The following is a 25,384-nucleotide window of genomic DNA, read 5'->3' as shown; positions in this document are numbered from 1 at the left end:
ACTCTAGGCGGCCTGGACGACGTAGCCGCCCTCACCCCACCCTGTCACCCGCATCAGCTCCGACACCCGGCGGCCGCCGGGCGTGCGCGCAATGTGGATCACAAGGTCGATCGCCTGACCGATAGCCCGGTGCGGAATCCGCTGCGTCACCTCACCGATTAGGTCTTCCAAGCGGTTGAGGCCTTCCGCCGCGCTGTTGGCGTGCAAAGTCGCCAAACCGCCCGGGTGACCGGTATTCCACGCCTTCAAAAGATCCAGCGCCGAGCCGTCGCGCACCTCGCCGATGACGATGCGGTCGGGCCGAAGCCGCAGCGTGTCGCGCACCAGGTCGGTCATGGTCACCGCCGGTTCCGTGCGCTTGGTCAGCATCTGAATCTGGTCGGCGGCCGAGCACTGCAGCTCGGCGGTGTCTTCGATCAGGACCACTCGGTCGCCGGCAAAGGCCGGCTCGGCCAGGATGGCGTTGGCCAAGGTCGTCTTGCCCGACCCGGTGCCGCCCACGATGAGCAGGTTTTGGCGCGCCTCGGCCGCGGCCCGGATCGTCTCGGCCTGGCTCGCGCTCATCATGCCGCCCTCGACATAGTCGGTGAGGGTGAACACCACCTCGGGCCGCTTGCGGATCGCGAAAGCCGGCCGCGCCACGACCGGCATGAAGGCGCCCTGGAAACGCTCGCCGGTCTCCGGCAGGGTCGCGCTGACCCGCGGCCGGTCGCGGGTCACCACCTCCCCGGCGTGATCGGCCAGGAGGCGCAGGATCCGGTCGGCGTCCGCCGCCGCCAGTAGCTCTCCTGTCCACGAGCGCCCCTCCCCGATCCGGTCGATCCAGATCTTGCCGTCGGGATTGACCATCACCTCGACCACCATGCAGTCGGCGAGGGCGGCGGCGATCACCGGTCCCATGGCCTGGCGCAACGCGGCGACCTTGCGGTCGAGAACAACAGGATGGCGTTCGGTCATGGGGCGCTCGCGGAACAAGGAAGGGTCATAGGCTGCCGTCGTCGTCATCGGCTCTCAGCGCCGCCACAGGGGCCAAGGTGAGGTAGTCGGACGCCAACACCGCCTCTGGGACGTCAGCGGCCTCTGGAGGGCCCTCAGCGCCGCTGTAGCGCGGCTTGGGGACCCGGACGCCGGCAAAGGCTTCTGGCGGGGCGCAGACGGCCCTAACGCCACGCCAGTCGATGCTGGCGGGTCCGGGCAAATCGGCCGCGCCCGGCCGCTGCTCATAGGCCGCCGGCACACCGTGGAAATAGGCCCCGGTGCGCGCCTTGAAGAACGGCTCTTCGTAGTAGCGGATCTTGTCGGCCAGGATCGGCTTGGTGTTGTTCACGAACAGGAACTGCTTGCGGTCATCCAGGCCGCGCACGTCCTCCTCCGACAGGATGTAGCGCTGCTGCTCTGACTGCGACGTCGACCGATGCGCCCGCCCGAACAGGCTGCGCGGGTCGCTGTAACTCTCCCGCATCTCCAGCGCCTTGCCGGCGCGGCGCGTGACCTTCTCGATGCTTGTGGGCTCCGACGTCGCGAAGGTCGCGGTGATGTGCATGTTGTCGAATAACGGCGTTTTGTCGCCGTACTTGGAGAACACGTCGTTGAAGCTCTGGCAGACCAGGTGGGCGGTGATCCCGTAGCCTGCCATCTCCCCCATGGCGTTCTCCAGGAACGGCAGACTGCCGAGCTTGGGAAACTCGTCGAGCAACAGCAGCAGTCGATGCCGCTTGCGGCGCCGCCGGCTGTCATAGTGTTCGTGCTCCATCAGGCTGTTCACGCTCTGGCGGATGAACACCCGCACCAGGAAGGCCAGGCGGTCGGCATGGGCCTGCGGTGTGATCAGGTAGAAGGTCACCGGCGCCTCGGCGCACACCAAGTCGCCGATCGAGAAATCCGACCAGCTGGTGGCGTATTCGACCAGGGGATCGGCCCATAGCGACAGCGAGGCCCGGCAGGTCGCCAGCACATTGGATTTGACCCGCTCGTCCATGCTGGCGAGCGCTGTGGCACCCAGCCGCACCTCGGGATGGGTCTCGGGGATGGGCGCCCCGTCCGCGTCGCGCGCCAGGCCATCGTCCGCGTGATAGTCGGGCCGATGGCGATGCTGGGTGTGCAGCATGGCGTGTAGTGTCGGCTCGATGTCGATCAACAGCCGGCGGACCTGCGCGAGGTTCTTGCGCTCGTCAGGCTCGCTGTAGAGCACATGTAGGATCACCCCCGTGAAGAAGTCGGTGGCGCTCTGGTCCCAGAAGTTCAGGTCGCCGGCCTTGCGCCCGAGCGGGTCGACCAGAATGCCGACCACATTCTGGATGTCGGCGATTTCCATCGGACCCTTGCGGACCTCGAACAGCGGATTCCAGCGCACCGTGTTGGGATCGGTCGGGGCGAAGTAGAAGACGTGGCTGAACGTCTTCCGATGATCGGCCGTGATGTGCCAAAGCTCGCCCTTGCGGTCGTAGACGAAGGCGCTCTCCGGCCAGGCCACCAGGGTCGGCACCACATGGCCGGCGCCCTTACCGCTGCGCGAGGCGCCGACGATGATCGCGTGCTCCGGGCCGCCGTAGGTCAGATAGCGGCCCTTGAATCGGCCGAGCACCCGGCCCCGGATCTGACCGCCTTGGCCGAACAGTTTGGCGCGCGCGACGTCCGCCAGGTCCGCCCAGGCGTCACGGCCGAATGCCTTGGGCGCGCGCCCCGAGCCGCGGGTCGCGAGCGCCGTGAAAAGGATCGGCGCCATCGCCACCGCGAGACCCGCCAGCCCGGCGCCATCGAACAGCCGCGGGTAGCGCGGCTGCAACGCCAGATACCATTCGGCGAAGGCCCAAGGCCGATAGAGCCGGACCGGGCCGAGGTCCGCCCAGCCCGCCCCCAAGGCGGCCGCGTAGTGCAGACCGTGCGCCGCCTGTTGGGTGGCCCAACCGAGGCCGAGCAGGATCGCCAAGACCGCGATCGGCAAGACGAGGAGGAGACGCTGGGAGGTCGTCATTGGAACCTCATCGACCTGGAAGGATGCCGCGGCCGATGGTCTGGCCCATGGCGCGATTGACGCGCTCGACGGCCAGCGCCCGAGCCTGCGCCGGATAGCGCATCAGGGCGGCCCGGGCGGGCCCGCCGACCTCGCGGATGAACCGGGTTTCGTCGGGCAAACGTGACGGAACCTGCAGCTCCTTCTGTCCGAGCGCCTGGGCGACCCGCAGGTCATTGTAGGCCCGCGTGGCGCCCTCGATCCGCTTGTCGATCCGCTTGATCTTGCGCTCGAGCGTGCGCCGCTCACGCGCCACATCGCCCGCCCGCTCCAGCTGCGGTCCGCGTCGCCCCGCGACATAGGCCTGACCGTCCGGCGAGGCGATCCAGGCGGCTCGCACCTGCACATCGATCTGCGCCCGCCGCGCCGCCGCGCGCGCCCGGGCGATGGCGTTAAGCTCTGCGTGCTTGGCCCAGATCATCCGCGCCGGATTGCGGATCCACTGCACGAGGGCGAGCCGCCTCTGGCGCACGCTGGCCACCCGCTGCTCGACCTGACGCAGCCGAAGTTTGGTCGCCGCCAGCGTCGCGCGGGCGGACTGCAAGAGCTCGCGCTCCACCCCCCGCACGCTGTCGATTTTCGGCAAGACAAGCGCCGACCTTTCGGCCGCCCAACGATCTCGTTCCGCGATCATCCGGGCGCGCATCTGCTCGGCCTCCGTCGTCAGTTTCGCCACCGGCACGGCGATCACCGGCGCCTCGCGCACCAGCCGATCCGCCGTCGCCTGAAAGTCCGTCCGCAGCTCTTTTCGTTTGGCGTTGTGGGCGTTGGTGTCGCGGTTCTGCTGTCCACGCTCTGAGGCGATGTCCTTGCGCTCCAGAGCGCTCGCCGTCGGCCCCAAATGCACTCCGGGCTCCCGGTCCGAACCCTGCTCGGCCAGGGATAAATGCGAGACCTGCGGCGCGTCCGGACCAAGATGCCGACGCAGATGTTCGTTCTGGATTTCCGCCCACGCCGACCGCCATTCGCGGACCGCCTTCGGGCTCCACCACTCGGCCGGCTTTTTGCCAAATCCGGCCGGCGTCACCGACCGGGTCGTCACCAGGATATGGGCGTGGAAATTGCGCTCGTCGCCGGCCTGACCAGGCCGGTGCATCGCCACGTCGGCGACCATCCCGCGCGCCACCAGCTGCTCGGCGACGAACGCCTCCACCAAGGCCCGCCGCTGGACGAAATCCAGCTCGTGCGGCAGCGAGACCAACAGCTCCCTCGCGGGCACGGCGTCCTTGCGATACTCGGCCGCCTCGGCCGCGTTCCATAGCGTCTCACGATCTCCGAAAGCGGCCGGGGCGTCGGTCGGCGCCATGATGGCCGCGAACTCGATGTCGCCCTTGGCGCCGAAGTCGAACTCCATCGCCAGACGCTCATCGATCAGGCGATCGCCCGAGCGATAGGCGGCCGCCGCGACGGCGGACCGGCCGGCCGACCTTTGGATCGTCTGCACCTCTAGTCGGTACTGCGCCATGCGCGCTCCTCCAGCCTAGTCGCTACGGCCCCTGCCGGGATCGCTAAGGGCATCGCCCTTGGCTCAAGGGTTTCTTCGGATCGTGGAGACGAAGAGCCTTGAGGGTGTCGGGCAAGGCCTGACCGCAGGGTTGGTGGGCGCAGCACATCCAACCCGTAACTGCGCCCTTGTGACAAATTACGATGAACCCCGGCATAGACCGATTTGCGCTTTAGTGGCAGGATTACGCCGTTTCGTACTTTTTCTTCAATGAAAGGCCGCGTCATGGCCAAGGTCGACAAGCGCCGCAGGAACGCCCGCCCCTCCAAGTACAAACCCCGCTCGCCCGCCCAGCTCGCCCGCAAACGCGAGCTCTGGGCGGCCCGTTCAGGCGAACGCGAACTAGCGAAGAGGACCGACGAAGAAGCCGCCCTGATCGATCGCCTGTCCGAGCTGGAGACCGCGCTTCGAGAGGCCGGCCAGGACGGAATCCACAAGCAGCGGCACGTCACCCCGCTCGAAGATATCGAGGACGACGCCAAGCGCTTCCACGTCCTGAAAGCCCGCGTCGAGCGGCTCGAAGCCCTGTGGTCGATCAACAAGCGCAGGCGCGAAACGCGCGGCAAAATCATCATCGGCGGCGCCCTGCTGGCGGAAGCCGGCGACGCCCACTTTGCCGGAGACGACGAGCTGCTGGCCCGCCTGGTCGACATCCTTGATCGGCGTGTCGAGCGCGTCCGCGACCGCCTGACAGTGCGCGAACTCCTAGGCAATGTGCCCCTGCCCTTGCGCCCGGGCGGCGACCTGGATGAGGACGCTGAAAGCGCCCTTCAAGCTGCCGGCGACCGCCTCCCCGATTTCGATCTGATGGCCGAGACAGCCCTCGCTCAGGAAGGCGCTGACCCCCTGACGCCAAGCGATCTTGACCCCGACTACGCGGACCTCGATCAGGCCTGGCGTGCCGCCTAATCATCGCTCAGCGCCAGCCGCAAGACCGGGTCCGGTCACGAAGATCGAGCGTCCCGGATCGGCGACTTTGGTGGCCGGTAACGTCCCCTGCCCTGCTTCACCGGCCGCCGCATCTCTCGCAGTGTCCGCCCGGTTGTCGCCGACGAAAATAGCGCCGCCAGCCGCCTGCCAGGCGGCGGCGGACGACGATCCGCGAGGGGTGGAGGTCGCCGTCGTGCGAGATCCCCTGCCCCCAGCGGACTGCGCTTCGATATAGAAACTGTGGGCGCCAATAACCGCCGAGGGACCCGTGTTCCCGAAGTTCACCAAGCCCTCGGACACCTCGCCCCGACGGGCGCGGTCCGCAACGATCTGCGGGTTCTGGAAGAAGCGCGCGCCGTTCGTCAGATCCGGCAACCGGCCTTCGAGTGCGAGGTTGAGAATAGTCTCGATCCTGGCGCGTTGCGCGACCGTGGAGGCCGGCAGGCGACGCCAGTCACCGCCGGCTCGCATCACCGGCTCGAACTGGCCTCGGGCATTGACCACGGCCTCGACCGTGGCGCCCCACCGCCCGTCCTGGACCCGGTTGAGGATCGTGTAGACGACGGCGGCCAGGCCGCTGTCGCCCTGATTGCCGGCTTCGGCGAAGGCGACGCGGGTGATCGCTTCGCGTGCGTCCGGCCCGGCCACGAGGGGACCCAGACCGCTCCGCGTCAACGGCGGCGCAATCACCCCCGAGGCGGGCGCGGGAGGCGGGCAATTGACGCCCGCGGGCATGGGTTGGGCGCTCTGTCCGCGCGCCAGCAGCAGGCACAATCCCGCCAGGGCTGCCGGGTCCATCAAAGGTCTCCAAGGGAGAGAAGCGACAGGGTCACCGGCCGGAACACACCGACGATGTCGGCGCGGCGCACCGGGCCGAAGTAGCGACTGTCGAAGCTGTTGGGGATCCGGTCGGAGAAGACGAAAACCTCGTCAGCGCCCAGCTGACGACATCCCCGCCAGCGCGGCAAGTTTGCGCCCCGGCGATCCCGGCTGAGGATGGCGGCACGCATCCTTCCATTGATCTGCAGGTGGTCGTTATCAGTGCAAACCTTGTCGCCAGAGACGGCGGCGACCGACTTCAGGATCGGCACGCGGCGCAGGTAACCCATGTGGCCATCGGCGTAGGGAAAGGCGGCGTCCGGCGCGGAGAACGCGACGAGCGCGCCAACCGCCACGGGGCCCGATCCTCGCACATAGAGCCCTTCCGGCTCGCTGGCTGTGCGGTTCCAAAGGAGCAGGGGCCGGGCGCCGCCTGCGGTCGCAATCGACAGCCCGCCAACGATCAGCGCGCCGGTCGCCAGAACGCTCGCCAAAGGCGCCGATCGGGCGGACGGAAGGGATGAGAACATGCAGCAAGACCGGCGCAGCCAAAACGAGCCGAAGGCTCGGCAAGGCCTGCGGCCACGGTGTGGCTCATGCCCGGCGATTGTGGGCACTACCCGCTCGGGCGCACGGTCAGGCGGTCACATTTCCCATCGATCGGGCCAAGTTGCCCATGGGCAACTCAGGCCGTCAGTTTGGGCCAGTAGGTGTCGAGCACGGAGCCCAGCGCCGCCTCGGCTTCGGCCCGAGATGCGCCACCGGCGAGCAGGAGCGTCAGGTTCACTTCCTTGCCCTTCCGGCCGTTGACCCGCAGCACGGGCGCCCCTGACGCGGAGACGATGGCGTCGTTCAATCCTGACCGCTTGGGGGATCCTGACTTCTTGGGGGCGTCAGCCGCCGCCGTCAGGCGACGGATCACATCCTGCGGCTTGAGCGGGGTGCCCTCCCCTCTTCCACTCGCAATGGCGCTGGCCTCCGCCAGCACCTTCTCAGCACGCTCTTCCGGCTTCAGCAGCGGCTTGAGCTGGGTGACATGCTTGATCTTCAAGTCATGGGAACTGTCGAAGGCGGCCACCAGGACGGGCGGTAAGCGCGCCAGGTCGAGGTAGCGGCTCAGCCAAGCCTCGGAGACGTTGAGGCGACCAGCCATGTCCTTCTGACGACCGCCGTAGTGGCGATCCAGAGCCTTCAGATAGTCGCGGGCCCGCTCGATATCGCTGAGGTCTTCGCGCGCCCTGTTCTCCAGGTCGGAGATCCGAAAGGCCTCCTCATCCGTGAGCTCGCGAACCTCCACGAGGAAGCGAAAGTCGGTGTAGTTGTGAGCACGAAGCCAAGTGACCGTCCAATGCCGGCGCGCCCCGCAGATGACCTCGAAGTCGAAATCGGCCTCACCACGGACCCGGCGAACGATCGCTGGCACTTCCTGTCGCCCCTGCGCCTTGAAGCTCTCGATCAGGTCGGAACAACGGGTCTCATCGAGCGCGGCGTAGTCGCGATTATGCTCCGCCCAGAGCCGGCAACGCGCCGGGTCGACCTGCTCAATGGCCCGCCCCACGACAGCGCCCGACGCCAACTCCGCCATGCGATTTTCGCGATTGGCCAAGATGCCGACCGGCATCCGGGTTGGCGCGTCCGGCTGGGGCGCGGCGTCGTCAAGCGATCCGATTAGACCGGCCGCAAAGGAACGGTTCTTGGAACTCATGCGCGCGCCCTTTCGGCTGGAATTGCACCGGTGCAATTTGCGGGTTTACGGGTCATGCGTGGCCCTCCTTGCGCAGCCGTTCGACGTGGCTCGGCCACGTCTGACGCACGTCGAGCAGGATCTCCTCGTTGACCCCGTTGAGATAGGTCAGGCACCGATCCCGCACCGACTTGCTCGTCATCGGACTGTTCATTTCATAGACCGTCATCAGGCGTGCCGTGACGTTGTCGATCTCGGCTGAGTCCTTCATGGGCGTGCGGATCATCGCCAGGCCAAACACCTGTCGCATCAGGGCCAGCAGCTCCTTCTGCATCGACTTGTTCTCATCGACTTTGGAGGCGACGACGCGAACGAAATTGAGGTCGGGGGCCAAGTCTCGCGACGCCAATTGGCTGAGCGTCTCATCGAGCATGGTGAGGAAGGCCGCGGTGGAGGAGAAGTCCATCACCGTAGGCGGCACCGGGATGACCAAGGCGTTAGCGGCGCGCAGAACCGACAGCGAGATCGCACCAAGCGCCGGAGGCGGATCGAGGATGACGATATCGAACTGGTCGGCGATCGAGGCGATGCCTTGAGCAAGCCTATCCAGAAGTCGCCCACCGCCCCGCGCCATCCGCGCAGCCAGCTCATATTCCGATTGGAACAGGTGCAGATTGGCAGGAATCAGCTTCAACCCGTCGAAGTGCGTGTCGAGCAAAGCGTAGTCGAGCGAGCGTTTGTCGTCCTCTCGAAGGAACGGGTAGAGGGTCTGGTCCTCGGTCAAGTCGAGGTCCGGCACGTAGCCGAACAGGGTCGTGCTCGAGGCTTGGCTATCGCAGTCGATTAACGCGACCCGGTAGCCTTGGATCGCCATGTATTGCGCCAGGTGGACCGACAAGGTGGACTTGCCGACACCGCCCTTGAAGTTCTGCACAGCAATCACCGCGCACGGGTCTTCAGGCTTGCGCCAGGGGCGAGTGCCAAAGACCCCTCGCATGTCGTTGACCTGGGCGAGCGTGTAGCCGACGCGGCGGTTGGTCTCGGTGCGAGGAGGCTCGGGAAGGCGTCCATCCTTCTCGGCGTCACGGATGGCCGCTGGCGTGCGCCCGACAAGCTCAGCCGCCTCGCTGATCGAGAACAAGGGCTCACGGCGATCCCCGGCCCGTGCGGCCCGTGCGCTGTCCCGCAGGTTCTCGACGACCGCTGAAGCCCGGCGCGCCAACTGCGACACGGGTCCGGCGAGAGATGGAGCGGCGACTTCAGCGACGTCTGACATTGGACCTCTCAGCATCCCGCAGGTTTCGAAAAACCGGCTCCAACCGCCCCAAAAGCGAAAGTGGTATAGCCAGGACGCTATTAGCGCATTGTTAAGGCCGTGTTAACGCTAAGTGGGCCTGTTCCGCCTCAATCCAGGCGCCGCCGCGAGGCGCGACCTGACCCCTTGGGGGATGGCCCTGCCCTTTTGGGGGCGTATCGCCGCCGGAATTGCACCGGTGCAATTGCGAGTCCCTCAATAATTATACACGGCCATCCCGCCTCAGCGGCAACAGTCTACATCCTGTCCAAGTGGGGGTGGTGACGAGCCCGCTCGGATCGACGCTGTTCACGCGGACAGGTCGCGCCGATCAACTTCGGAGCAAATTGCACCAGTGCAATTCCAACCTTCTCGCGCGCGATTTTGCGTCAAAGCGCGGCGGGCAGATCGACACGACCGAGGCCTTGGGTGTGCCTGACCAGACCGAAATTGCACCGGTGCAATTTCAGGTCAGGGCCGGCCCCTGCGCGCCGCAAACGCTTGGCAAAACCCGGTCCAGGATTTCACGAGCTTGGCGCCGGTCAGGTTGGCCAAGCGGCTCCCCATCTCGGCGCGATAGGCATCAGCGATCAGATCGCGGGCCCATCCGCCGCCATGGGTCTTGGCGATCTCCCCAAAGGGCTCCGCGCCGTACAAAAGACTGCCCGTGGGAAACCGAACCGAGCCACTGGTCGAATCGAGCGGCTTGGCGCTGGCAGGTGGGGGCAGGGCAGGGCGCTGCGGGGCCTGAGCCTGGCGAACGGCAGGCAGGGCGGCTACCGGGTCAGGCTCGACGGCTTCCGCCGCGCTCAATCGCCCCGGCGTCGCCTTGGGGTGGAAGCTGAACTCGATCTCGGTGATGGCCCGGCCCCGACGGATCTCGCGCCAGTCCACCGTGAAATGAGCCAGGTGGTCGATCTCAGCCTTGGCCTTGTCGAGCACCTTACGGCGCAGCTGTGCGAAGTCCTTGTAGAGTTCAGGCGCGATGCCGAAGGCCGCGCGTATCGCCGTCATATCCGCGCGCCAAGTGGCTTGGCGGCGGTGAAGTCGAAGGGCGCCCAGCTCATAGAGACGCAGGGCATAAGACGACCGGAAGCCCAGAACGGCTTGGCGGTTAAGAACAGCATAGGTCTCGGACTCACGAATGAGCCGCCGCGCATCCGGCGTAAATTCCCACTCGATCCACCCGGCCTCCGCGCCGTCTTCATCGACCTCCTCACGTGAGGACTGGATCAGCGAAAAACGCTTCGTCGCCTTGCGGCCGCGCCATGAAAGATCATCGACCGCGAACAGTGTGCGGTGCAGCTCCTCCAGCATCTCTGAGATGCGCTCATTGCCTTTGTGCCCTCGGCGGATGTCGGCCTTGCGCATCCTGTGCGCCACAGGCTCCCAAGCGTCACCGCCCGCCGTCAGGATCATTAGCGCCAGCAGGCGGGCCGCGGTAAGGCTGAGCGACTGACCTTTGACGAACCGAACCTCAACCAGGGTGCCGGGCTTGGCGAACTCGTCCCCGTCGCGCGCCTGCAGCGCATGAGCGACGCGCATGGCCCGCCCCGGGGCGTCTTCCGTCCCGGGCTCGACCTCAATGATGTCGGCGGCTCTGGCCAGGTCGCGACTCCGTGCTCCGATCTGCCGCCAGCATTCCTGACCTCGAATCAAATCACAAGTCAGGATACAATGATCGTTACACCCTCCACCCCCAAGCGGTCAGGATAGCCCCGCCGGGTCAGGTCAAAGCCCCCGTCTGGTCAGGATGCATCCCCCGCGAGGTCAGGCTGCTTCCCCCGCTAGGTCAGGATGGTGGCTAAAACCCGATTTTCTTCGGCCACTTACCGGATCCGAATTGAGAATCCTTAGAATTTAGAAATCCCGCTGCTGACCGCAGCGGGCGTTTTTCAAAAGATTCAGGTGTGAAGAGCGCCAAGCCAGAACCGTCCAGCCCTCCTTGTGTCCGCAGGTAGAGAGGCCCCGCCCGGCGAACCGGGCGGGGCAGGGGGGCTAGTCCTCGTCGGCCGCTTCCTGACGATCCAGCGACTTCAGCTCGTGCTGCGGCGTGGCGACCACCACCTTGGAGAAGAAGCGCTCCTGGCCGCTCTGGTCGGTGTAGCGGTCGTGGCGGATCTCGCCTTCGACGAACACCTTGGAGCCCTTGGGAAGATGGCGGCCTTCCAGCCAGCCAACGGTGCCTTGGTTCCAGATCTCCACCTGGTGCCAGGTGGTGTAGTCCTTCCGATCGCCGTCCTTCTTGGTGTAGCGGTTGGTGGCGACCCGCAGGGTGGCGACCTTCTTGCCGCCCGAGACGGTGCGGATTTCAGCGTCGGCGCCGGTGAAGCCGATGAGTTGAACCTTGTTGAGCATCACGTTTCTCCAATCGACCGCCGGGAAGAACCCCGGCGGCTCGCGGTCCCTGCCGCGATCACGCGACCTGCTGGGCCGGGCGAAGGGGCCGGGCCAAAGCCCGCGGGGTGTGGAAACCGGCCTGCACAGAGCGCAGCGGCGGAAGGCCGGAGGGTCCTCAACCCCGCGCCTCGCACGCGAGGTCGGCTTTGACCCGGAACCGCCCGGCCTAGGTTCGTGGGATTGATCGCGGGGGACCGCAGCCCGCTGGGCGTTTGCTCGGGGTATTGGTGACCGGCCTCAATGGTGAACTGGCTTCATGCGCCAGGCCAGATTTCCACAGCGCGGGCTCAATGAGGTCGCCACAAGGCGTCATTCCCGCAGCAAAGGACGGCGCGGACCACTTACCAAGCAAGGTGGCTGGTCTGCACCACGGCCCGTCGCGGCTCGGAAGCCAGCGAACATGGGGGCAGAAGGCCGTCTTGGCGCGATCCGCTGTCCGACACCCTCCAAGGTCCGATGCCGCGACTCGCGGTGGGCGGTCCACGAGGGGTAAGGGTGATGCGCCGTCCGCCAGGCGGAGCGACAGGCGCGGCAGTTGGGCTTTGATCGGCCCGCAGGCGATGCGCTACAGGCGCATGGCACAAATTGGACAAATGGGACGTTTGGGATTATCTATAACGTCATGATCGAAGAGGATCGTCCCATGACCGCCGCGAACGCCCGCCGCTCGACGTCCCGAGGCTCTGCGAAGATGGCCAGCCCTGCAGCCGCAGACCTGATTGGCATGTTCGTTCAGCGCAATCCAAAGTCCAACAGGGGCGAGCTGAGCGAAGTCGTCAAGCTGGTCGCCGAGTTCAGCGCCACGGCGACGAAACTCTCACCGTCCGCCCGCAAGCGGCTGATCGCCCGCAAGGCGCAGTTCAAGAAATTCATCGCCGAAATCGCCGCCGAACCGGAGGCCGCGCCGCAAGTCCTGAAGCTGGTCGCTAAGGGACCGGCCGAAGTCAGCCAAGGCGCAGGTCTGGGTCAGGTGTTGTCGGCCGATCAGGGCAAGGCCCGGATCGCGAGCTATGCGACGCCGACCAAGGTCGAGGATTGGGCAGGTCCGCTTGCGGGACCGACCGAGCTTGAGCGCGACTTTGGCGTCGCCCGCTCCACCCTGCACAATTGGCAAAAGCAGGGGGCAGTGATCGGACTGCTGGTAGGTGTGCGCAAACACGCCTTCCCGACCGAACAGTTCGTCGATGGCCGCCCCGTCTCGGGGCTCGGCCCGGTCGTCGAAGCCGTTGGCGAGCCGCGCATGGCATGGCTTTGGCTGCGTGAACCCAATCCCGAGCTCGGCGGCGTCGCCCCTCTGGCGCGCCTGAAGGCCGGGGCGACCGACAAGGTCGTTGAGGTTGCCCGGTCGAACTTCGCCAGCGCGTGACGCTCGATCCCGACATCCTGGCCGACCTCGCCGTCGAGATCCCGCCGAACGCCTATGTCCGCGTGACGCCGATGGCCCATGCGGCCACGCCGCTGGGGGCGGGGTTTGGCGTGACGCGCTTCGCCAGCCCGACCAAGGCCTTCAAGGTGATCTACCTGGGCCAGGACTTGACCACGAGTGTGGCGGAAACCCTTGTCCGCGACCGCTTTCAGGGCAAGGCGACCCGCAAACTCCTCGATATCGAGGCCGCGACCTGGGGGGCGACCGAGATCACCGCCAGCGCGCCCCTCACGCTGATCGATCTGCGCACGACCGGCTTGGTGTGGCTGGGCGTGTCAACCGAAGCCGCCCGCGGAAAGGCGCAAGGGCAGGGGCGCAAACTCAGCCAGGCAGTCTACGACCAAACCGACGCCGATGGCTTGGTCTACAGCTCCCGCCTGACCGGTCGCACCTGCATCTGTGTCTACGACCGCGCCCTGCCTGGCGCGCTCGCCGCTTCGCCGGTCGTCGAACTCACCCATCTGGCCGGCTTCGTCGACGCGCTTAAGGCCCTCAACATCACCCTGATCGCCACGCCGTAGAGGCGCCCTGGCGGTGAATCGGAACGAATCACCAACCCCAAGGGATGGTGGGTTCAGGACCGCCCACCTCCAGGGCTTGGAGTCTGTTCGGCGCCTGTTCTGCGGGGTCTGAGGCGCGGTGCCTGGAGGGCGCCGCGCCCTTGGTCAGTGGCGGGTCCTGCGGTTGTCGTGCAGCAAGGTATGGAAGTGGGCGATAGCCGCGGCCTCAAGCTCGAACGGCGTGGCGCTGCGCTCTTCCTGACGGTCCAGCTCCTCGGCGATCGCCAGGACGTCCCAGCATTCGGCGACCACATACCAGCTGCCGGTGTCATAGAAGTCGTGGGCGTGTTGGAAAACCGCTTGCGCCATCGCCATCGTCGTCATCGTCGTCTCCCGCTTTGCTGCCGGATCGGCGGGCTCGTTCCCGCGATCTCGCGACCGGGAAGGGCGGGGAGTAGGGCAGGGGACAGGGTCGGGGCCGATGGAAACCGGCCTGCAGCGCAGCGAAGGCCGTGAGGGTCCGTCGGCCCCGCCTCGCCTCCGGCGAGGTCGCCTTGGCCCCTAACCGGCCCGCCCTAGAGTCGTGAGCTGGATCGCGGACGAGCCCGCTTCGGCGGCGCCCATCTGGGAGACGACCTTCGATGTTGCGGTGACCTGCGGGGATCACACCCCCTCGAGGCTGCAGGCATCTTGCCGTTGGAGCGCCCTAGGCCCGGGCGACAGGCACCTCGTCCAGGCGCGTCGTATAGCGCGGCGTCCGCCACTCGGCTTTCTGCGTCCAGTGCGTCCGACCCGTGGTCGCCCCGATCACCACGCTGCCGCGCCCAAACCGTCGGTTCGAGGCGTCCAGCGCCGCCATCAGCCGTTCGGAGCGGATCGGGTCTTTCGCCCCCAGCAGGCTGGCCTGCACCTGTCCGGCGGGGGCCAGCCCCTCACAGATCACCCCCGCCTTGCTGTAGCGATACCCCTCCCGCCAGGCCTGGCGCGCCGCCTGCCGGGCTCCGGCGACGAGCTCGGTGCTGTCGGCCGTGGCTTCAAGGAAGGTGACGGCGCCACTAGCGCTGTGATGCGGCCCCGCACCAAAGGGATTGGTGTGCATGAACACCGACAGCCGCGGGGCGACAACGCCATTGCGGCGCAACTTCTCACCCACCCGGCTGGCGAAGCTGGCGACCGCCTGCAGAAGGTCGTCCAAATTCGTGAGCGGCTGGCCAAAGCTTCGGGTCACCGCGCACCCCTTACGGCCCGCGGGAACCTCATCCCACGACAGACAGGTCTGGGCGCGCAGCTCCAGCACCAGGCGCTCGCCGACCACGCTGAGGATGGCGCGGGCCTGACGCGGATCGAGATCCCGCAATTGGCCGGCCGTGGTCACGCCCATCCCCGTCAGCCGCGCCGCATAGGCCGGGCCAACGCCCCAGACATCGCCGACCGGCAGCGCGTCCAAGGCTGCGGCGCGCACCTGCGGATCGCCAAGATCGCAGACGCCCTCCAGCGCCGGCGTCCGTTTGGCCAGGTGGTTCGCGACCTTGGCCAAGGTCTTGGTGGGACCAAGCCCGACACAGGTCGGGATCCCGGTCCACTGGCGGACGGTCGCGCGCAAGGCGCGGGCGTGGCCGACCGGATCGGCAAGGCCGCTGAAATCGAGAAAGCTCTCATCGATGCTGTAGACAACGACGTCGGGCGCGAACCGCTCATAAACGGCGTTCACCCGCCGACTCATGTCGCCATAGAGGACATAGTTGGAGGACAGGGCGGCGACCCGCTCGTGGGCGCAAAGCTCTCGGACCTTGAAATAGGGATCGCCCATCTTCAGGCCGATGGCCTTGGCCTCGGGGCTGCGGGCGATGATGTTGCCGTCATTGGACGACAGCACGACGGTCGGGCGGCCCTCGAGGCGAGGATCGAACACGCGCTCACACGAAACATAAAAGCAGTTGCCGTCGCTCAACGCGATCACCGGCCTCATCGGGTGGGCCGATGCGCGCGCAGCGACCAGGCGACCACGCCCCAGAGGCTGACCTCGCTATTCGGGTCGGGCGCGAACGGCGGGGATTGTGGATTGTCGTGGCTGAGTGCCGGCCGGCCGGCGACATAGGCCAGCCGTTTGACCGTCGGCTCCCCGTCGACGACGGCGACCACGACGTCGCCGGAGACTGGGGCCAGCGAGCGGTCGCAGACCAGGTAGTCGCCGTCCAGGATGGTCGGCGTCATGCAGTCTCCAGACGCCCGCCACAGGAAGGTGGCGGCGGGGTTGGTGACCACCAGGCGACTGACATCGATGGCGTCCTCGATCCAGTCGTCAGCGGGGCTCGGAAACCCGCAGCAAATCCGAAAGCCCACAAGGGGGAGGGGAAGTGGAAGACCGATGACAACGGGACGCATGAGACCTCGATAGCCTGCCGACACGGGGGCAGGCGGCGAGGTCGAGAACATAAGTAGAACATTTGCGCCCCGGCAAGGGGTCATCGCGCCTGTCCACAGACCGCCAACAGACAAAAGGGCGTGACGGCGCAAGCCGTCACGCCCGGAAATGTCATCCGCGAACCTTGACCGGCAGGTGGCGAATACCCTTTTCCGCCGCCTTCTGACCGAGGTTGAGGGCGGGCCCGAACGGCTGCAGCGAGGCCGCCCGTGTGCCGTTCAGGGTGTTGGCCAGGGTCAGCACACAGACCGGCTCCAGCGCGATCAGCTCGTCATTGGCCCGGAACGGGGCGGCCCGACCGTTCTTGTCGAAATCGGCCTTGGCCAGCACCAGGGTGACGGCCTTCTGCTTGGCCCACTTGATGGCGATCTTCTCGCCACCCTTAGCGCCCGTGGTCGCCAGAGCCATGTCGGGCCACTGCGCCTGCGCCCAGTTCAGGGCGTCGAAGATGCGATGGGCGTCGTCCTCGGTGTCGGCCTGCGGCGCGGCGCGGAAGGCGACGATGACCGCGCCCGGGTCGGTCGCTGCGTGTTTGCGGGCCTTGGCGGTGCGCAGGGCGTCGCGCGCGTCGATCTGGGCGGCGGTCAGACGCGAGGCTTTCACATGACCCTTCCAGGGGGACCAGACCTCCCCGGTCGCCGTGGTGTAGCTGGCGGCGGCCGCGTCCCGCACGAACTCCAGGGCCAGGCAGGCGACATCGGCAGCGCGAGCCTTGCGGGTGGCGTCCTGCATCTCGGTGTCCGCGATCTCCGAGCCGTCGAAGTCCCGACTCAGGCGGTTGAGTTCATCCCTGGCCCGGTCCGCATCGCGTTCGATGCGCTGGGCGGCGGAATGGAACGCCCCGATCAGGGTCTCGCAGATGATGGTCTGGAAGTCCTCCAGAGCGGTGTCGCCGAAGACGTCGAGGGTCTCGGTCAACACCGCATGGCCAAGCTGGATCAAGGCGTCTTCGTGAGGGTGCGGCCGGGGATCGTCGAGAAGGAGAGCCTGGGCTTCGAAGTGGGTCAGATGGCCGGTGAGGGGTGAGAAGGCAGGAGAGGGCATGATGGGGGTCCTTGTCGGAGTGGGGTTTTGAGCCCGTCGGCTCGACGACCGCCCCGCGCCGACGGCTGGGGACGCCCACAAGGGCTTTGAGCGGAGCGTCCCTTGTGGGCGGCTCCGGACGGTGGCGAGGTCTCAAGAGCCAGAGGACTCAAGGACGCCAAGACCGCCGATAGGACCCTTGACCGCCTTGGCTTCCTAACGCGCCGCGCCCACCCCAGTCTGCCGACAGGCTCAGTCTCGGGTTCGCGGCACCTGCGTCCCCTCGATGCGGTAGACGCGATCCTTCAGCTTGGGGATGCGGTAAAGGCCGCCCAGCTCGCTGCGATAGACGAGGCCGCTGCGCGCCCGCCCAGGCCAAGCGACCGCCTCGAAGCGGGAGAACGTCCGGCCATCTCGAAACAGAATCGGCTCGGCCAGGACCACAACATCGCCGGGTTTGGGCGTCGGCTTGGCGGCGCGCGCCGACCGTTCCGACAGCCGGGCGCGGCACCGCGCCCGCCAGGCAAGGGCGTAGGTGTTGTCGGTCGCGGTGAGCAGATCGAGGATCCGCGCCGGACACTCGGACTCGCATGGCCCCATGGATTCGGACATGTCCTTGTAGCCGAACACCAGGCCCTCCCGGTCGCGCGGGTTGTAGCGCACCAGGCAGACCAGGCCCCAGACTTCCCGCTCGCCCGATCCGGCGGTGATCCACTCGACGGCGGCGTAGTAAGTGCGCCGACCGACCAGGCATGAGGCCAAGACGCGAGAGCCGCCGGTGTCGCGGTCATAGGTGAATTGCGCGTCGAGATAGGCTTTTGGGGTCGCGTACCCCGCCAGCGAGCGCATGTAGAGCCAGCCCATGGCGGCCTCCTTGCAAAGATGTTGGGGGAAGGCCGGCGTCAGGCGGCCAGATCGACCGCGTCCTGGGCGCTGAACGCGAGCAGGTAGTCGACGGCGCGCTGGGCGTGACCGGAGGCTTCGAGCAAGGCTGAGGGCCTATGCCGCAGGATTTTCGCCCAATGGCCAAGATAGGCGGCGTGGCTGTCGAGCAGTTGCGGCGCGAGCCCGATGCGCAAGCCAAGCGCCGCCGCGCCGATCTCGGCGACCAGCTCCTCGAAAGCGTAAGCCTCGTCCCCGAACCGCTTGCCGAAGGCGCGGTCCAGACGATGCGCCGCGCCCGACCAATGCAGCTGCTCGTGCGCCTTGGTCGCCAGGAAGTCGTCGGGCGTGTCGAAGGCTTCGGGGCGCGGGAGCCGGATCAGGTCCAGCGCCGGCACATAACAGGGCGTTCCGCCGCCGAACTCGACCCGGGCCGGAATCGCATCCAGCACGGCGTTGCGCGCCGCCGCGCGGGCGGCCGGGTCGGGATCCACAATATCGAGGAAGGCGCGCGGGCAGTCTGTCAGCTGCTCGGCGTTGAAGACGCTGTAGATCTTCAGATAGCGCAGAACGCGCGGGTCGCCGGCGTCTTCCGCCGCGCCGACCTCCGCCCCCTCGGACGGCTCGCCGACCAGGCGGGTCTTGTAGAGGATCGCCGGCGAGGCCTTCTCGCCCTTGCCGACCGGCGCCGCGATGGCCAGGGCCTGGCGGAAGGTGAACCAGTAGGGCGAGCGATAGCCGCGCAACGCGCCGGCGAACGCCAGCAGCCAGGCATTGCTGCCGCTGAACGGCTCGCCGTTCGCTCGCAAGGGCAGTCTCGGATCGGCGCTGGCCGTCCAGGCCTGGCGCCACGGCGGAACGCCCGCCTCGATGCGGGCGATGAGATCTTGGATCAGGTCGTCGAGCGGGTTGGACATGGCAGCCTCCGGTCCGGCCCCGAGCCAATCCCGGAGCGCTTGCCCGCTCCGTCCCTTCCTCCAACTCTTTGCCGGCCAGGCCGCGGACGCAAAAAGAGCCGCCGGCTCATCACCGGCGGCTCCCGATCAGCGGCCCCGATCCGTCAGGCCGCGGCCGGCAGGATGGTCTGCGCCGGCCAGCGCTCGAGGATGGCGCTCAGCACCTCCGGCCGATCGGTCGGCACGAAGACGCGCGGGGTGTAGGCGATGATCTCGACGAAGCAGCCCAGCGCCACGAAGCTGGTGCGTTGCGCGCCCGCGCCGACGATCTCCAGCCGCTGGCGATCCATCACCTTGGCCCGGCGCAACCAAAGGCCGCCGCTCAAGGCGACGGAGGCGCCCTCGCTCAACACCAGGCGGGTGGCCGAGGCGCCGTCGCCGACCGCGCTGGCGGTATCGGTCAGGCCCAAGGCGATCTTGAGCGGGGTGACCTGCGCGGGATCGAGAAGGCGGCCCAGCCAGCGGCGCCCGTCCGGCGCCTTGAGCCGGCGCACGGACGTGCGCTTGTCGGGAAGGTTGCTCCAGATCGGCAGCAACAGGCCGGTGACCAGCACGAGTTCGCGGGTCACCCACGGGTCGACCGCCGCCAGCTCTGCGTCCCAGGCCGCGCGCCAAGCCGCCTCATCGGCCGCTTCCCAAGCCGACTCCTCATAGGCCTTCAGCGGCGCGACGCTGCGCTTCTCCGGCCGGATCAGACGCACCGCCGGGACCAGGCGGTCGTCATCATTGGTGGTCGTGAGCCCCTGGACGACCAGGGCGGCGCGTCCGGACTTGCTGTTCACCGCGAACACCCGCGCGTCCGGGTCGGCGTCTGCCAGCGCCACCTCGGCGCTCATCAGCGACCGGGCGGTGCGCACCTGGACGCGAAGCAGCCGGGTCTCGGCCCCCGTCACCGCGTCGGTGCGGATGACCTCCTCGTCCAGCACCAAGAGGTCGTCGGCCACGACGTCCTCCATGCCCCGGTCCAAGGCGCCGGACGCCGCCGCCCGTTCCAGGATGCTGGCCAGGATCTCGTCGAAGGCGGCAAACAGGCTGTTCTGATCGGCGATCCGCAAGGCCAGCAGCCGATTGAGGAAGGTATTCATCGGGGGCATGTCGTCGGTCGATCGCAGCTCGCCATCCCCGTCGAGCAGCCGCAAGCCCGTCTTGGCCTCGAAGGTCTCCCGGTCCATCGCCTCGACGTTGCCGAAGTGCAGCGCGATGTAGAAGGCCTGCAGCGCACGATGCGCCCAAGGGCTTTCGAGATTGTCCTCGGCGCGGAACAGCCCATTGCCGGCCGTCCGCCGCTCGCCCCGGGTCAGGGCGCCCAGGCTGTCGAGGCGCCGGGCGATGGTCGACAGGAAGCGCTTCTCGCCGTGGATGTCCGTGGTCACCGGCCGAAACAGCGGCGCGACAGCCTGATTGGTCCGATGCGAGCGCCCCAGGCCTTGGATCGCCGCATCGGCCCGCCAGCCCGGCTCGACCAGATAGTGGACCCGGCGCTGCTGGTTGGCCACGCCCAGATCAGCGTGATAGCTGCGCCCGGTGCCGCCCGCGTCGGAGAACACCAGGACGCGCTTCTTGCCGCTCATGAAGGCGTCGGTCTCGGCCTTGGCGGCCGAGGCGCTGCGGCGCTCCACCACGCGGCGGCCCTCACGGCGGATCACCCGGCGGCTGCGCCCGGTGATTTCGGCGACCTGCTCGGTCCCAAGCGCCTCCAGCACCGCATCCAGCACGCCGGGCACGGCCGGCAGGCAGGCCAGGTGGGTGACCAGCTCGTCGCGCAGGCGCAGGGCCGCCTGGCTGACGACAGGCGCGCCATCGACCATCACCGGGACCATGGTGACGTTGCCGTCGTCGTCCTCGACCGCGTCCATCGCCATGATCGGGAAGGCGCCCATCAGGTAGTCGAGCACCTGATCCTTGGGCGTCAGATCGACGGCGAGGTTGTTCCATTCCTCCGGCGGGATCTCGGCGAGACGCCGTTCCATCACCGCCTCATTGGTCGAGACCACCTGGACGATGGCCGAGCGGCCGGCCGCCAGGTCCTGGCGAATAGACGCCACGAGGGAAGGGGCTTTCAGGCCCGCCAGCAGGTGACCAAAGAAGCGCAGCTTGGAGCCCTCGAAAGCCGACATCACCGCCGACGCCGCCTGGCCGCTCTTGGCCTTGCCCTCTTCGGTGACCCCGACCGCCTCCAGGGCGGCGCGCAGATTGTGGTGGATCAACTGGTAGGCGTCGGCCCAGGCGTCCCAGATGCCGATGTCCTCGGCGCTGAGCGGATGGCGCAGGGCGTCATACTCCACGCCGTCGAACGACAGGGAGCGGGCGATGTAGAGTCCCATCGCCTTCAGCTCCCGGGCGATCAGCTCCATGACCGCCACGCCGCCGGTCTCGACGGCGTCCATGAAGGCCTCGCGCGTCGGGAACGGCGCATCTGGCCCGCCCCACAAGCCCAGGCGGGCGGCGTAGGCCAGGTTCTCCGGGGTCGTCGCCCCCGTCGCCGAGACATAGAGGATGCGGGCGTTGGGCAGGCGGTTCTGCAAGGCGAGACCCGCCATGCCCTGCTGCGAGGCCTTCTTCGGTCCCCGCGCGCCCTTGGCCCCGCCGGCGGCGTTGGCCATGGCGTGGGCTTCGTCGAAGACGATCACCCCGTCGAAATCCGCGCCCAGCCACGCCACGATCTGATCGAGGCGAGACGGCCGGTCGCCCCGCGCCGGTTGGCGCAAGGTGGCGTAGGTGGTGAAGAGGATGCCGCGATCGAGGCGGATGGCGTCCGCCTGCTTCCACGCCGACTGCGGGGTCAGATCACTGGCCGCGCCGCCGATCGCGCCCCAGTCGCGCCGCGCGTCTTCCAGGAGGGCGTCGTTCTTCGACAGCCAGACTGCCCGGGTTCGCCCCTGGGCGAGGTTGTCGGCGATGACGCCGGCGATCTGACGGCCCTTGCCGCAGCCGGTGCCGTCCCCGAGGAAAAAGCCCCGCCGGAAACTAACCGCGTCGGGAGTGTCGTCGCCGACCAGCAGCACCTGGTGCGGCGCTTCGCCGAGCCGCCAGCGGCCCGGCAACAGGTTGGCGTGGGCTTCGCCGGCGTAGATCACCGTCTCGAGCTGGGCGTCGGAGATTAGACCCGCGTCCACGATCTTGCCCGGCAGGACCGGCCGATAGGTCGGGGCCGGCGGCGCCACGGACGCCATCGGTCCGGATTCCACGAGCGGGGAGGGGTGAGGGCGGCTCTGGGCGAAGCCGATCCGACCGAGCCGGTAGGCCTGATAGAGGCCGACATCGTGGCCTTCGCCCGACCAGGCCCGGGTCTCATAGGCGACGGGCGCCGTGGTCGCGAGAAAGGCCAGCCGGTTCGACGGGGTCGCCAAGGCCCGCGCCCGCGGCGCGAGGATGGCGACATTGGAGACGGCCCGGAACTGGCGCGGTTGCGCGCTCGGCCGGGCCGCAACAGCGCCCGCCGCCCGGGCCGCATCCGCCAAGCTCTCCGCCGCGATCACCGGCGATGGTTCGCCCGCCTGGCCGCGGTCAATAACCAGGAGGCCCGTTTCGACCGAGGTCCCATGCTTGGCGTAGGCGCGTGGCGGAAAGGCCAGCTGGAGGACAATCGCTCCCCGCCCCGCCAGCCGGCGCAGGACCGGGGCGTCCTCGAAGAGCCGCGTCGGCACGATGGCCGACAACCGGCCGCCTTCGGCCAGGGTGTCCAGCGCCGCGTGCAGGTGCTCTTCCAACATCTGGAAGGGCGGATTGGCGACAACGGCATGGAAGCTGCCGGACGCGGGCAGGATGTCCTTCAGATGCCGGGCGTCATGGGCGCTGCGCGCGGCCAGCGGAAAGAGGCCCTCCAGGATCGCGCCGCGCTGATCGGCGATCTCATTGAGGGCCAGGTTGGCTCCACAGGCTTCGGCCAGCACGGCCAGAAGGCCCGTGCCAGCGGAGGGTTCAAGGACCTGGTCGCCGGGGCGGATTTGCGCGGCCAGGACCGCCAGGGCGCCGAGCTGCGGCGGGGTCGAAAACTGGTCGAGCGCCACCTGCTCTTCACTGCGGCGCGTGTGGGTGAGGCCAAGCTCAGTGAGATTGGCCAGCAGGGCGCAGATCTCGGCCGGCGCATCTTCCAGCCGGCTGATCTGCGGCGACAGCCTGCGCAGCTGCAGCACCAGAGCCGCCTCGACCGCGTCATAGGCGTCGCGCCAGATCCACGCGCCGTCCGCGTCCGAGCCGCCGAAGGTGGTGGTCATGACCCCCGCCACCAGCCGCCGGTCGAGCGCGCGGGATCGATTGAGCTGGGGGGTTAAGGCGCGCGCGGCGGCCAGAATGTTGGCCGCCTTGTGCGACGCGGGGTCGGACGCTCCAGCGGTCGCGAAGAGGGGAAGCATGGCGTTCATGGCGGGGATCCGTTCACCCGCGGCGGAGGGCGCCTCCCTCCAGTCCCGACGGGCTCGCCCGTCCGCCTCCCTTCCTTGACCCTTTGGCCGGCACAGCAAGAGCCCCCGCCGGTCAGACGAGGGCTCCGCTGGATCAGGCCGCGATGGCGTCGGCGACCGCTTCGGGCTCAGCCTCGTCTTGGGCCTCGCGATCACCCGCCTCGTCGGGTTCGGCCGCGACCTCTTCGGCCCCGCCGTCCGCTTCGCCGTCGTCGTTGCCAACCGCCGCCGGACGGTCCCAGGACAGCACCCCGGGGGCCCACTGCCGTTCGGCCGCCGCCTCGGCGACAAAGCTCACCAGGGCGTCCTTCTTCAGGGTCTTGGCGCGGTCGTCCTCCACCCCCAGCTCTTCGAGCAGGACGAGCAACTGGGCCTTCGAGTGGACCGCCAGATAGGCCTCGTCCGGCGTCCAGTGCGCGGAGATGTCCGCGCCGCACAGGGCGGCGATCTCAGCCGCCTCGGCCCGGGCGTCATGGCGCAGCAGGCTGGTGCGGGCCTCGCGCATGTTGAGCGAGATCGCGGTCAGCTCCGCCATCAGGGCCATCTTCTCCCCGTGCGGCAGGGTCTCGACCCAGGTGATCGGACGCAGGCCCGAGGCCCGGTAGGCGTCGCGGCGGGCGTCTAGGCGGCCCCGCACCTCGCCGTCCAGACCCGCGATCGGCGCCATCGCGCCGCGTTGGTAGCGGGTCGCGGCGATCTGCGCCGCCGAGCCGTCCAAGCCTCCGCTGGACTGCAGCGCCAGCTGCTTGAAGAGCTGAGCGACCAGCACGGTCAGGGCGGCGCTGGGGTCGTCGGCAAGGTCCCGGATAAGACCGCGGGTGGCCACATCGGTGCGGGTCTCGTGCAGGACGTGGCTGGCGCCCTCCACCTCCACATCTGCGCGGGGGACCTCGACGTCGTTCGTGACGACGCCGGGCCGGCCGCCAACCGAAGCCGTGTCGTCATCGCCTTCCTCCTCCTCCGGCAGGTCCTCGACCGGCAGCGGGACCGAATAGAAGGTCGCCGCCAGGCCATGGCCGTCCGACGGGCTGAGCAGCACCGCGCCGATCTTGCTGCGGGTCAGCACCGCTCCGGCCGCCACGCCATAGGCGCTGACCAAGGGCGCCAATTGAGCCGGGGCCTCGTCCGTCGACGGATCGAGATCCTGCAGCGCGGTCTCAAGCTGGGTGACTGCGTAGCGCGCATCGGCCAGCGCGGTCTTCTGCGCCTCGTCCAGGTCACGCTCCCAGACGTGGGCGAGGCGGAAGAAGCCGTCCGGGGCGCCGTAGCCCGCCTCGCGCGCGACATAAACCGCCAGGCCTTCGGCCTTCAGGTGATCGACGATCGGCTGCACCCGCTCGCGCCAGGCGCCCTGCAGGACCTCGGGATCGAGCAGGTAGTCGGGGTATTCGCCGAACAGGTCGGAGGCCACCCGGCCGCCGGCGGCCAGGTAGCGGTCCATCCCGACCAGGGTGAAGCGGTCGTCCTCGACCGTCGCCCGGTCATGCTCGACGACAGCACGCAGCTGATAGTCCTGGAAGTAGCCGTCGAGCGCGGTCTGGGCGATCTCGGCCTGCTGCTTCTTGTCGGGCAGGCGGGCGAACAGCCGAACCTGCTTCAGGGTCAGCCGGCCTTGGCGCAGCGCCTTCAGGACCGTCGGGTGGACGGCGGCCAGGGCCTCCAGTCGCTTGATCTCCAGCTCGGCGTAGCCGAGCGCGGTCGAGATCGCCTGGGTGTCCATCTTGGCTTTGCGCAGCTTGCCGATGGCGGTGATCACATCGGCGATGTGGACCGGCGCGTGCTCGGTGTTGGGCAGCACGATGGCGGCCGCCTGTTGGGCCGGGGTCTCGGCCAGCAGGCAGTCGATCAGGTAGTCGTCACCGATGTCGCCGCGCTCACGCAGCAGGATCAGGCCAAAGCGCCGGCGACGGCCGTCGAGCGCCATGAACGGCGCCTCGCCCTTGCGCCCAGGCCGCACGATCGGCGGGATCACCACGCCTGCGGCCAGCAGGGTGTCGGCCAGTTGCGGCACGCCGTCGTCGGCCGGTTCGTGGAAGCGCAGGTTCTCCTTGGCCAGGCCAAGGTCGCCGAGGCGCACCTGGATGCGGCTCATGGCGGCCGGGGAGGCGGGGACTTGATCGGTCAT

20 protein-coding genes are annotated in these 25,384 nt (G+C 68.1%); 3 read left to right on the top strand and 17 right to left on the bottom strand.

Going from position 1 to position 25,384, the window contains the following annotated elements; all coding sequences use genetic code 11:
- Positions 1–3: 3 nt before the first annotated feature.
- Genes trbB through mobQ form a run of 3 tightly spaced genes read right to left on the bottom strand, consistent with a single transcriptional unit; the run spans position 4 to position 4,478 of the window.
- Positions 4–957 (bottom strand): P-type conjugative transfer ATPase TrbB, encoded by a 954-nt coding sequence (gene trbB, locus O5K31_RS17900; RefSeq protein ID WP_269717173.1) that lies wholly within the window; start codon positions 955–957, stop codon positions 4–6.
- A gap of 25 nt (positions 958–982) precedes the next feature.
- Positions 983–2,974, bottom strand: a complete 1,992-nt coding sequence (locus O5K31_RS17895; RefSeq protein ID WP_269717172.1) for a type IV secretory system conjugative DNA transfer family protein — start codon at positions 2,972–2,974, stop codon at positions 983–985.
- 7 nt (positions 2,975–2,981) lie between these two features.
- On the bottom strand, positions 2,982–4,478 hold the full coding sequence (gene mobQ / locus O5K31_RS17890) for a MobQ family relaxase (RefSeq protein WP_269717171.1): 1,497 nt from the start codon (positions 4,476–4,478) through the stop codon (positions 2,982–2,984).
- A 264-nt stretch (positions 4,479–4,742) separates the two neighbouring features.
- On the opposite strand from mobQ, the gene O5K31_RS17885 reads away from it, so the two are divergent.
- Positions 4,743–5,426: a hypothetical protein gene (locus O5K31_RS17885; RefSeq protein ID WP_269717170.1), complete on the top strand. Its 684-nt coding sequence runs from the start codon at positions 4,743–4,745 to the stop codon at positions 5,424–5,426.
- On the opposite strand, the gene O5K31_RS17880 is transcribed toward O5K31_RS17885, so the two are convergent.
- From O5K31_RS17880 to O5K31_RS17855, 6 genes are all read right to left on the bottom strand, one after another.
- Entirely contained in the window at positions 5,427–6,245 is an 819-nt protein-coding gene (locus O5K31_RS17880; RefSeq protein WP_269717169.1) for a cell wall hydrolase, read from the bottom strand.
- Complete coding sequence (locus O5K31_RS17875; protein ID WP_269717168.1) at positions 6,245–6,760, bottom strand: S26 family signal peptidase; 516 nt, start codon at positions 6,758–6,760, stop codon at positions 6,245–6,247. The genes O5K31_RS17880 and O5K31_RS17875 overlap by 1 nt, the downstream gene beginning before the upstream one ends.
- Before the next feature lie 191 nt (positions 6,761–6,951).
- The gene (locus tag O5K31_RS17870) at positions 6,952–7,971 is read right to left on the bottom strand and encodes a ParB/RepB/Spo0J family partition protein (RefSeq protein WP_269717167.1); all 1,020 of its coding nucleotides are present in this window, start codon (positions 7,969–7,971) and stop codon (positions 6,952–6,954) included.
- A 52-nt stretch (positions 7,972–8,023) separates the two neighbouring features.
- Positions 8,024–9,226, bottom strand: coding sequence for an AAA family ATPase (locus O5K31_RS17865; protein WP_269717166.1), 1,203 nt, complete (start codon positions 9,224–9,226; stop codon positions 8,024–8,026).
- A 489-nt stretch (positions 9,227–9,715) separates the two neighbouring features.
- Positions 9,716–10,789, bottom strand: a complete 1,074-nt coding sequence (locus O5K31_RS17860) for a replication initiation protein (RefSeq protein WP_269717165.1) — start codon at positions 10,787–10,789, stop codon at positions 9,716–9,718.
- 453 nt (positions 10,790–11,242) lie between these two features.
- Entirely contained in the window at positions 11,243–11,602 is a 360-nt protein-coding gene (locus O5K31_RS17855) for a single-stranded DNA-binding protein (RefSeq protein WP_137803301.1), read from the bottom strand.
- A 685-nt stretch (positions 11,603–12,287) separates the two neighbouring features.
- On the opposite strand from O5K31_RS17855, the gene O5K31_RS17850 reads away from it, so the two are divergent.
- Together O5K31_RS17850 and O5K31_RS17845 are read left to right on the top strand one after the other, a co-directional pair.
- The gene (locus O5K31_RS17850) at positions 12,288–13,010 is read left to right on the top strand and encodes an antitoxin Xre/MbcA/ParS-like domain-containing protein (RefSeq protein ID WP_269717164.1); all 723 of its coding nucleotides are present in this window, start codon (positions 12,288–12,290) and stop codon (positions 13,008–13,010) included.
- Positions 13,007–13,591, top strand: coding sequence for an RES family NAD+ phosphorylase (locus O5K31_RS17845; protein WP_269717163.1), 585 nt, complete (start codon positions 13,007–13,009; stop codon positions 13,589–13,591). Before O5K31_RS17850 ends, O5K31_RS17845 begins: the two co-directional genes overlap by 4 nt.
- 144 nt (positions 13,592–13,735) lie before the next feature.
- Here O5K31_RS17845 and O5K31_RS17840 read toward each other — a convergent pair whose 3' ends face one another.
- From O5K31_RS17840 to O5K31_RS17805, 8 genes are all read right to left on the bottom strand, one after another.
- A complete protein-coding gene (locus O5K31_RS17840) occupies positions 13,736–13,954 on the bottom strand; it encodes a hypothetical protein (protein WP_269717162.1) in 219 nt (72 codons plus the stop codon).
- A gap of 322 nt (positions 13,955–14,276) precedes the next feature.
- Positions 14,277–15,539, bottom strand: a complete 1,263-nt coding sequence (locus O5K31_RS17835) for a Y-family DNA polymerase (RefSeq protein WP_269717161.1) — start codon at positions 15,537–15,539, stop codon at positions 14,277–14,279.
- Complete coding sequence (locus O5K31_RS17830) at positions 15,536–15,955, bottom strand: LexA family protein (RefSeq protein ID WP_269717160.1); 420 nt, start codon at positions 15,953–15,955, stop codon at positions 15,536–15,538. The genes O5K31_RS17835 and O5K31_RS17830 overlap by 4 nt, the downstream gene beginning before the upstream one ends.
- Before the next feature lie 151 nt (positions 15,956–16,106).
- Positions 16,107–17,039 carry a DUF2493 domain-containing protein gene (locus O5K31_RS17825; RefSeq protein WP_269717159.1) on the bottom strand — a complete coding sequence of 311 codons (933 nt, stop codon included), beginning with the start codon at positions 17,037–17,039 and terminating at the stop codon, positions 16,107–16,109.
- 231 nt (positions 17,040–17,270) lie between these two features.
- Entirely contained in the window at positions 17,271–17,882 is a 612-nt protein-coding gene (locus O5K31_RS17820; RefSeq protein ID WP_269717158.1) for a DUF6927 domain-containing protein, read from the bottom strand.
- Positions 17,883–17,920: 38 nt separating this feature from the next.
- The gene (locus O5K31_RS17815) at positions 17,921–18,817 is read right to left on the bottom strand and encodes an ArdC family protein (protein ID WP_269717157.1); all 897 of its coding nucleotides are present in this window, start codon (positions 18,815–18,817) and stop codon (positions 17,921–17,923) included.
- Positions 18,818–18,960: 143 nt separating this feature from the next.
- Positions 18,961–23,220: a strawberry notch-like NTP hydrolase domain-containing protein gene (locus tag O5K31_RS17810; protein ID WP_269717156.1), complete on the bottom strand. Its 4,260-nt coding sequence runs from the start codon at positions 23,218–23,220 to the stop codon at positions 18,961–18,963.
- Between the two features lie 133 nt (positions 23,221–23,353).
- Positions 23,354–25,384 carry a ParB/RepB/Spo0J family partition protein gene (locus O5K31_RS17805; protein ID WP_269717155.1) on the bottom strand — a complete coding sequence of 677 codons (2,031 nt, stop codon included), beginning with the start codon at positions 25,382–25,384 and terminating at the stop codon, positions 23,354–23,356.

Source organism: Caulobacter sp. NIBR2454, assembly GCF_027474405.1.
Lineage (GTDB): Bacteria > Pseudomonadota > Alphaproteobacteria > Caulobacterales > Caulobacteraceae > Caulobacter.
Note: the sequence above shows the minus strand (reverse complement) of the source record. Positions and strands in the feature narration are given on the sequence as shown.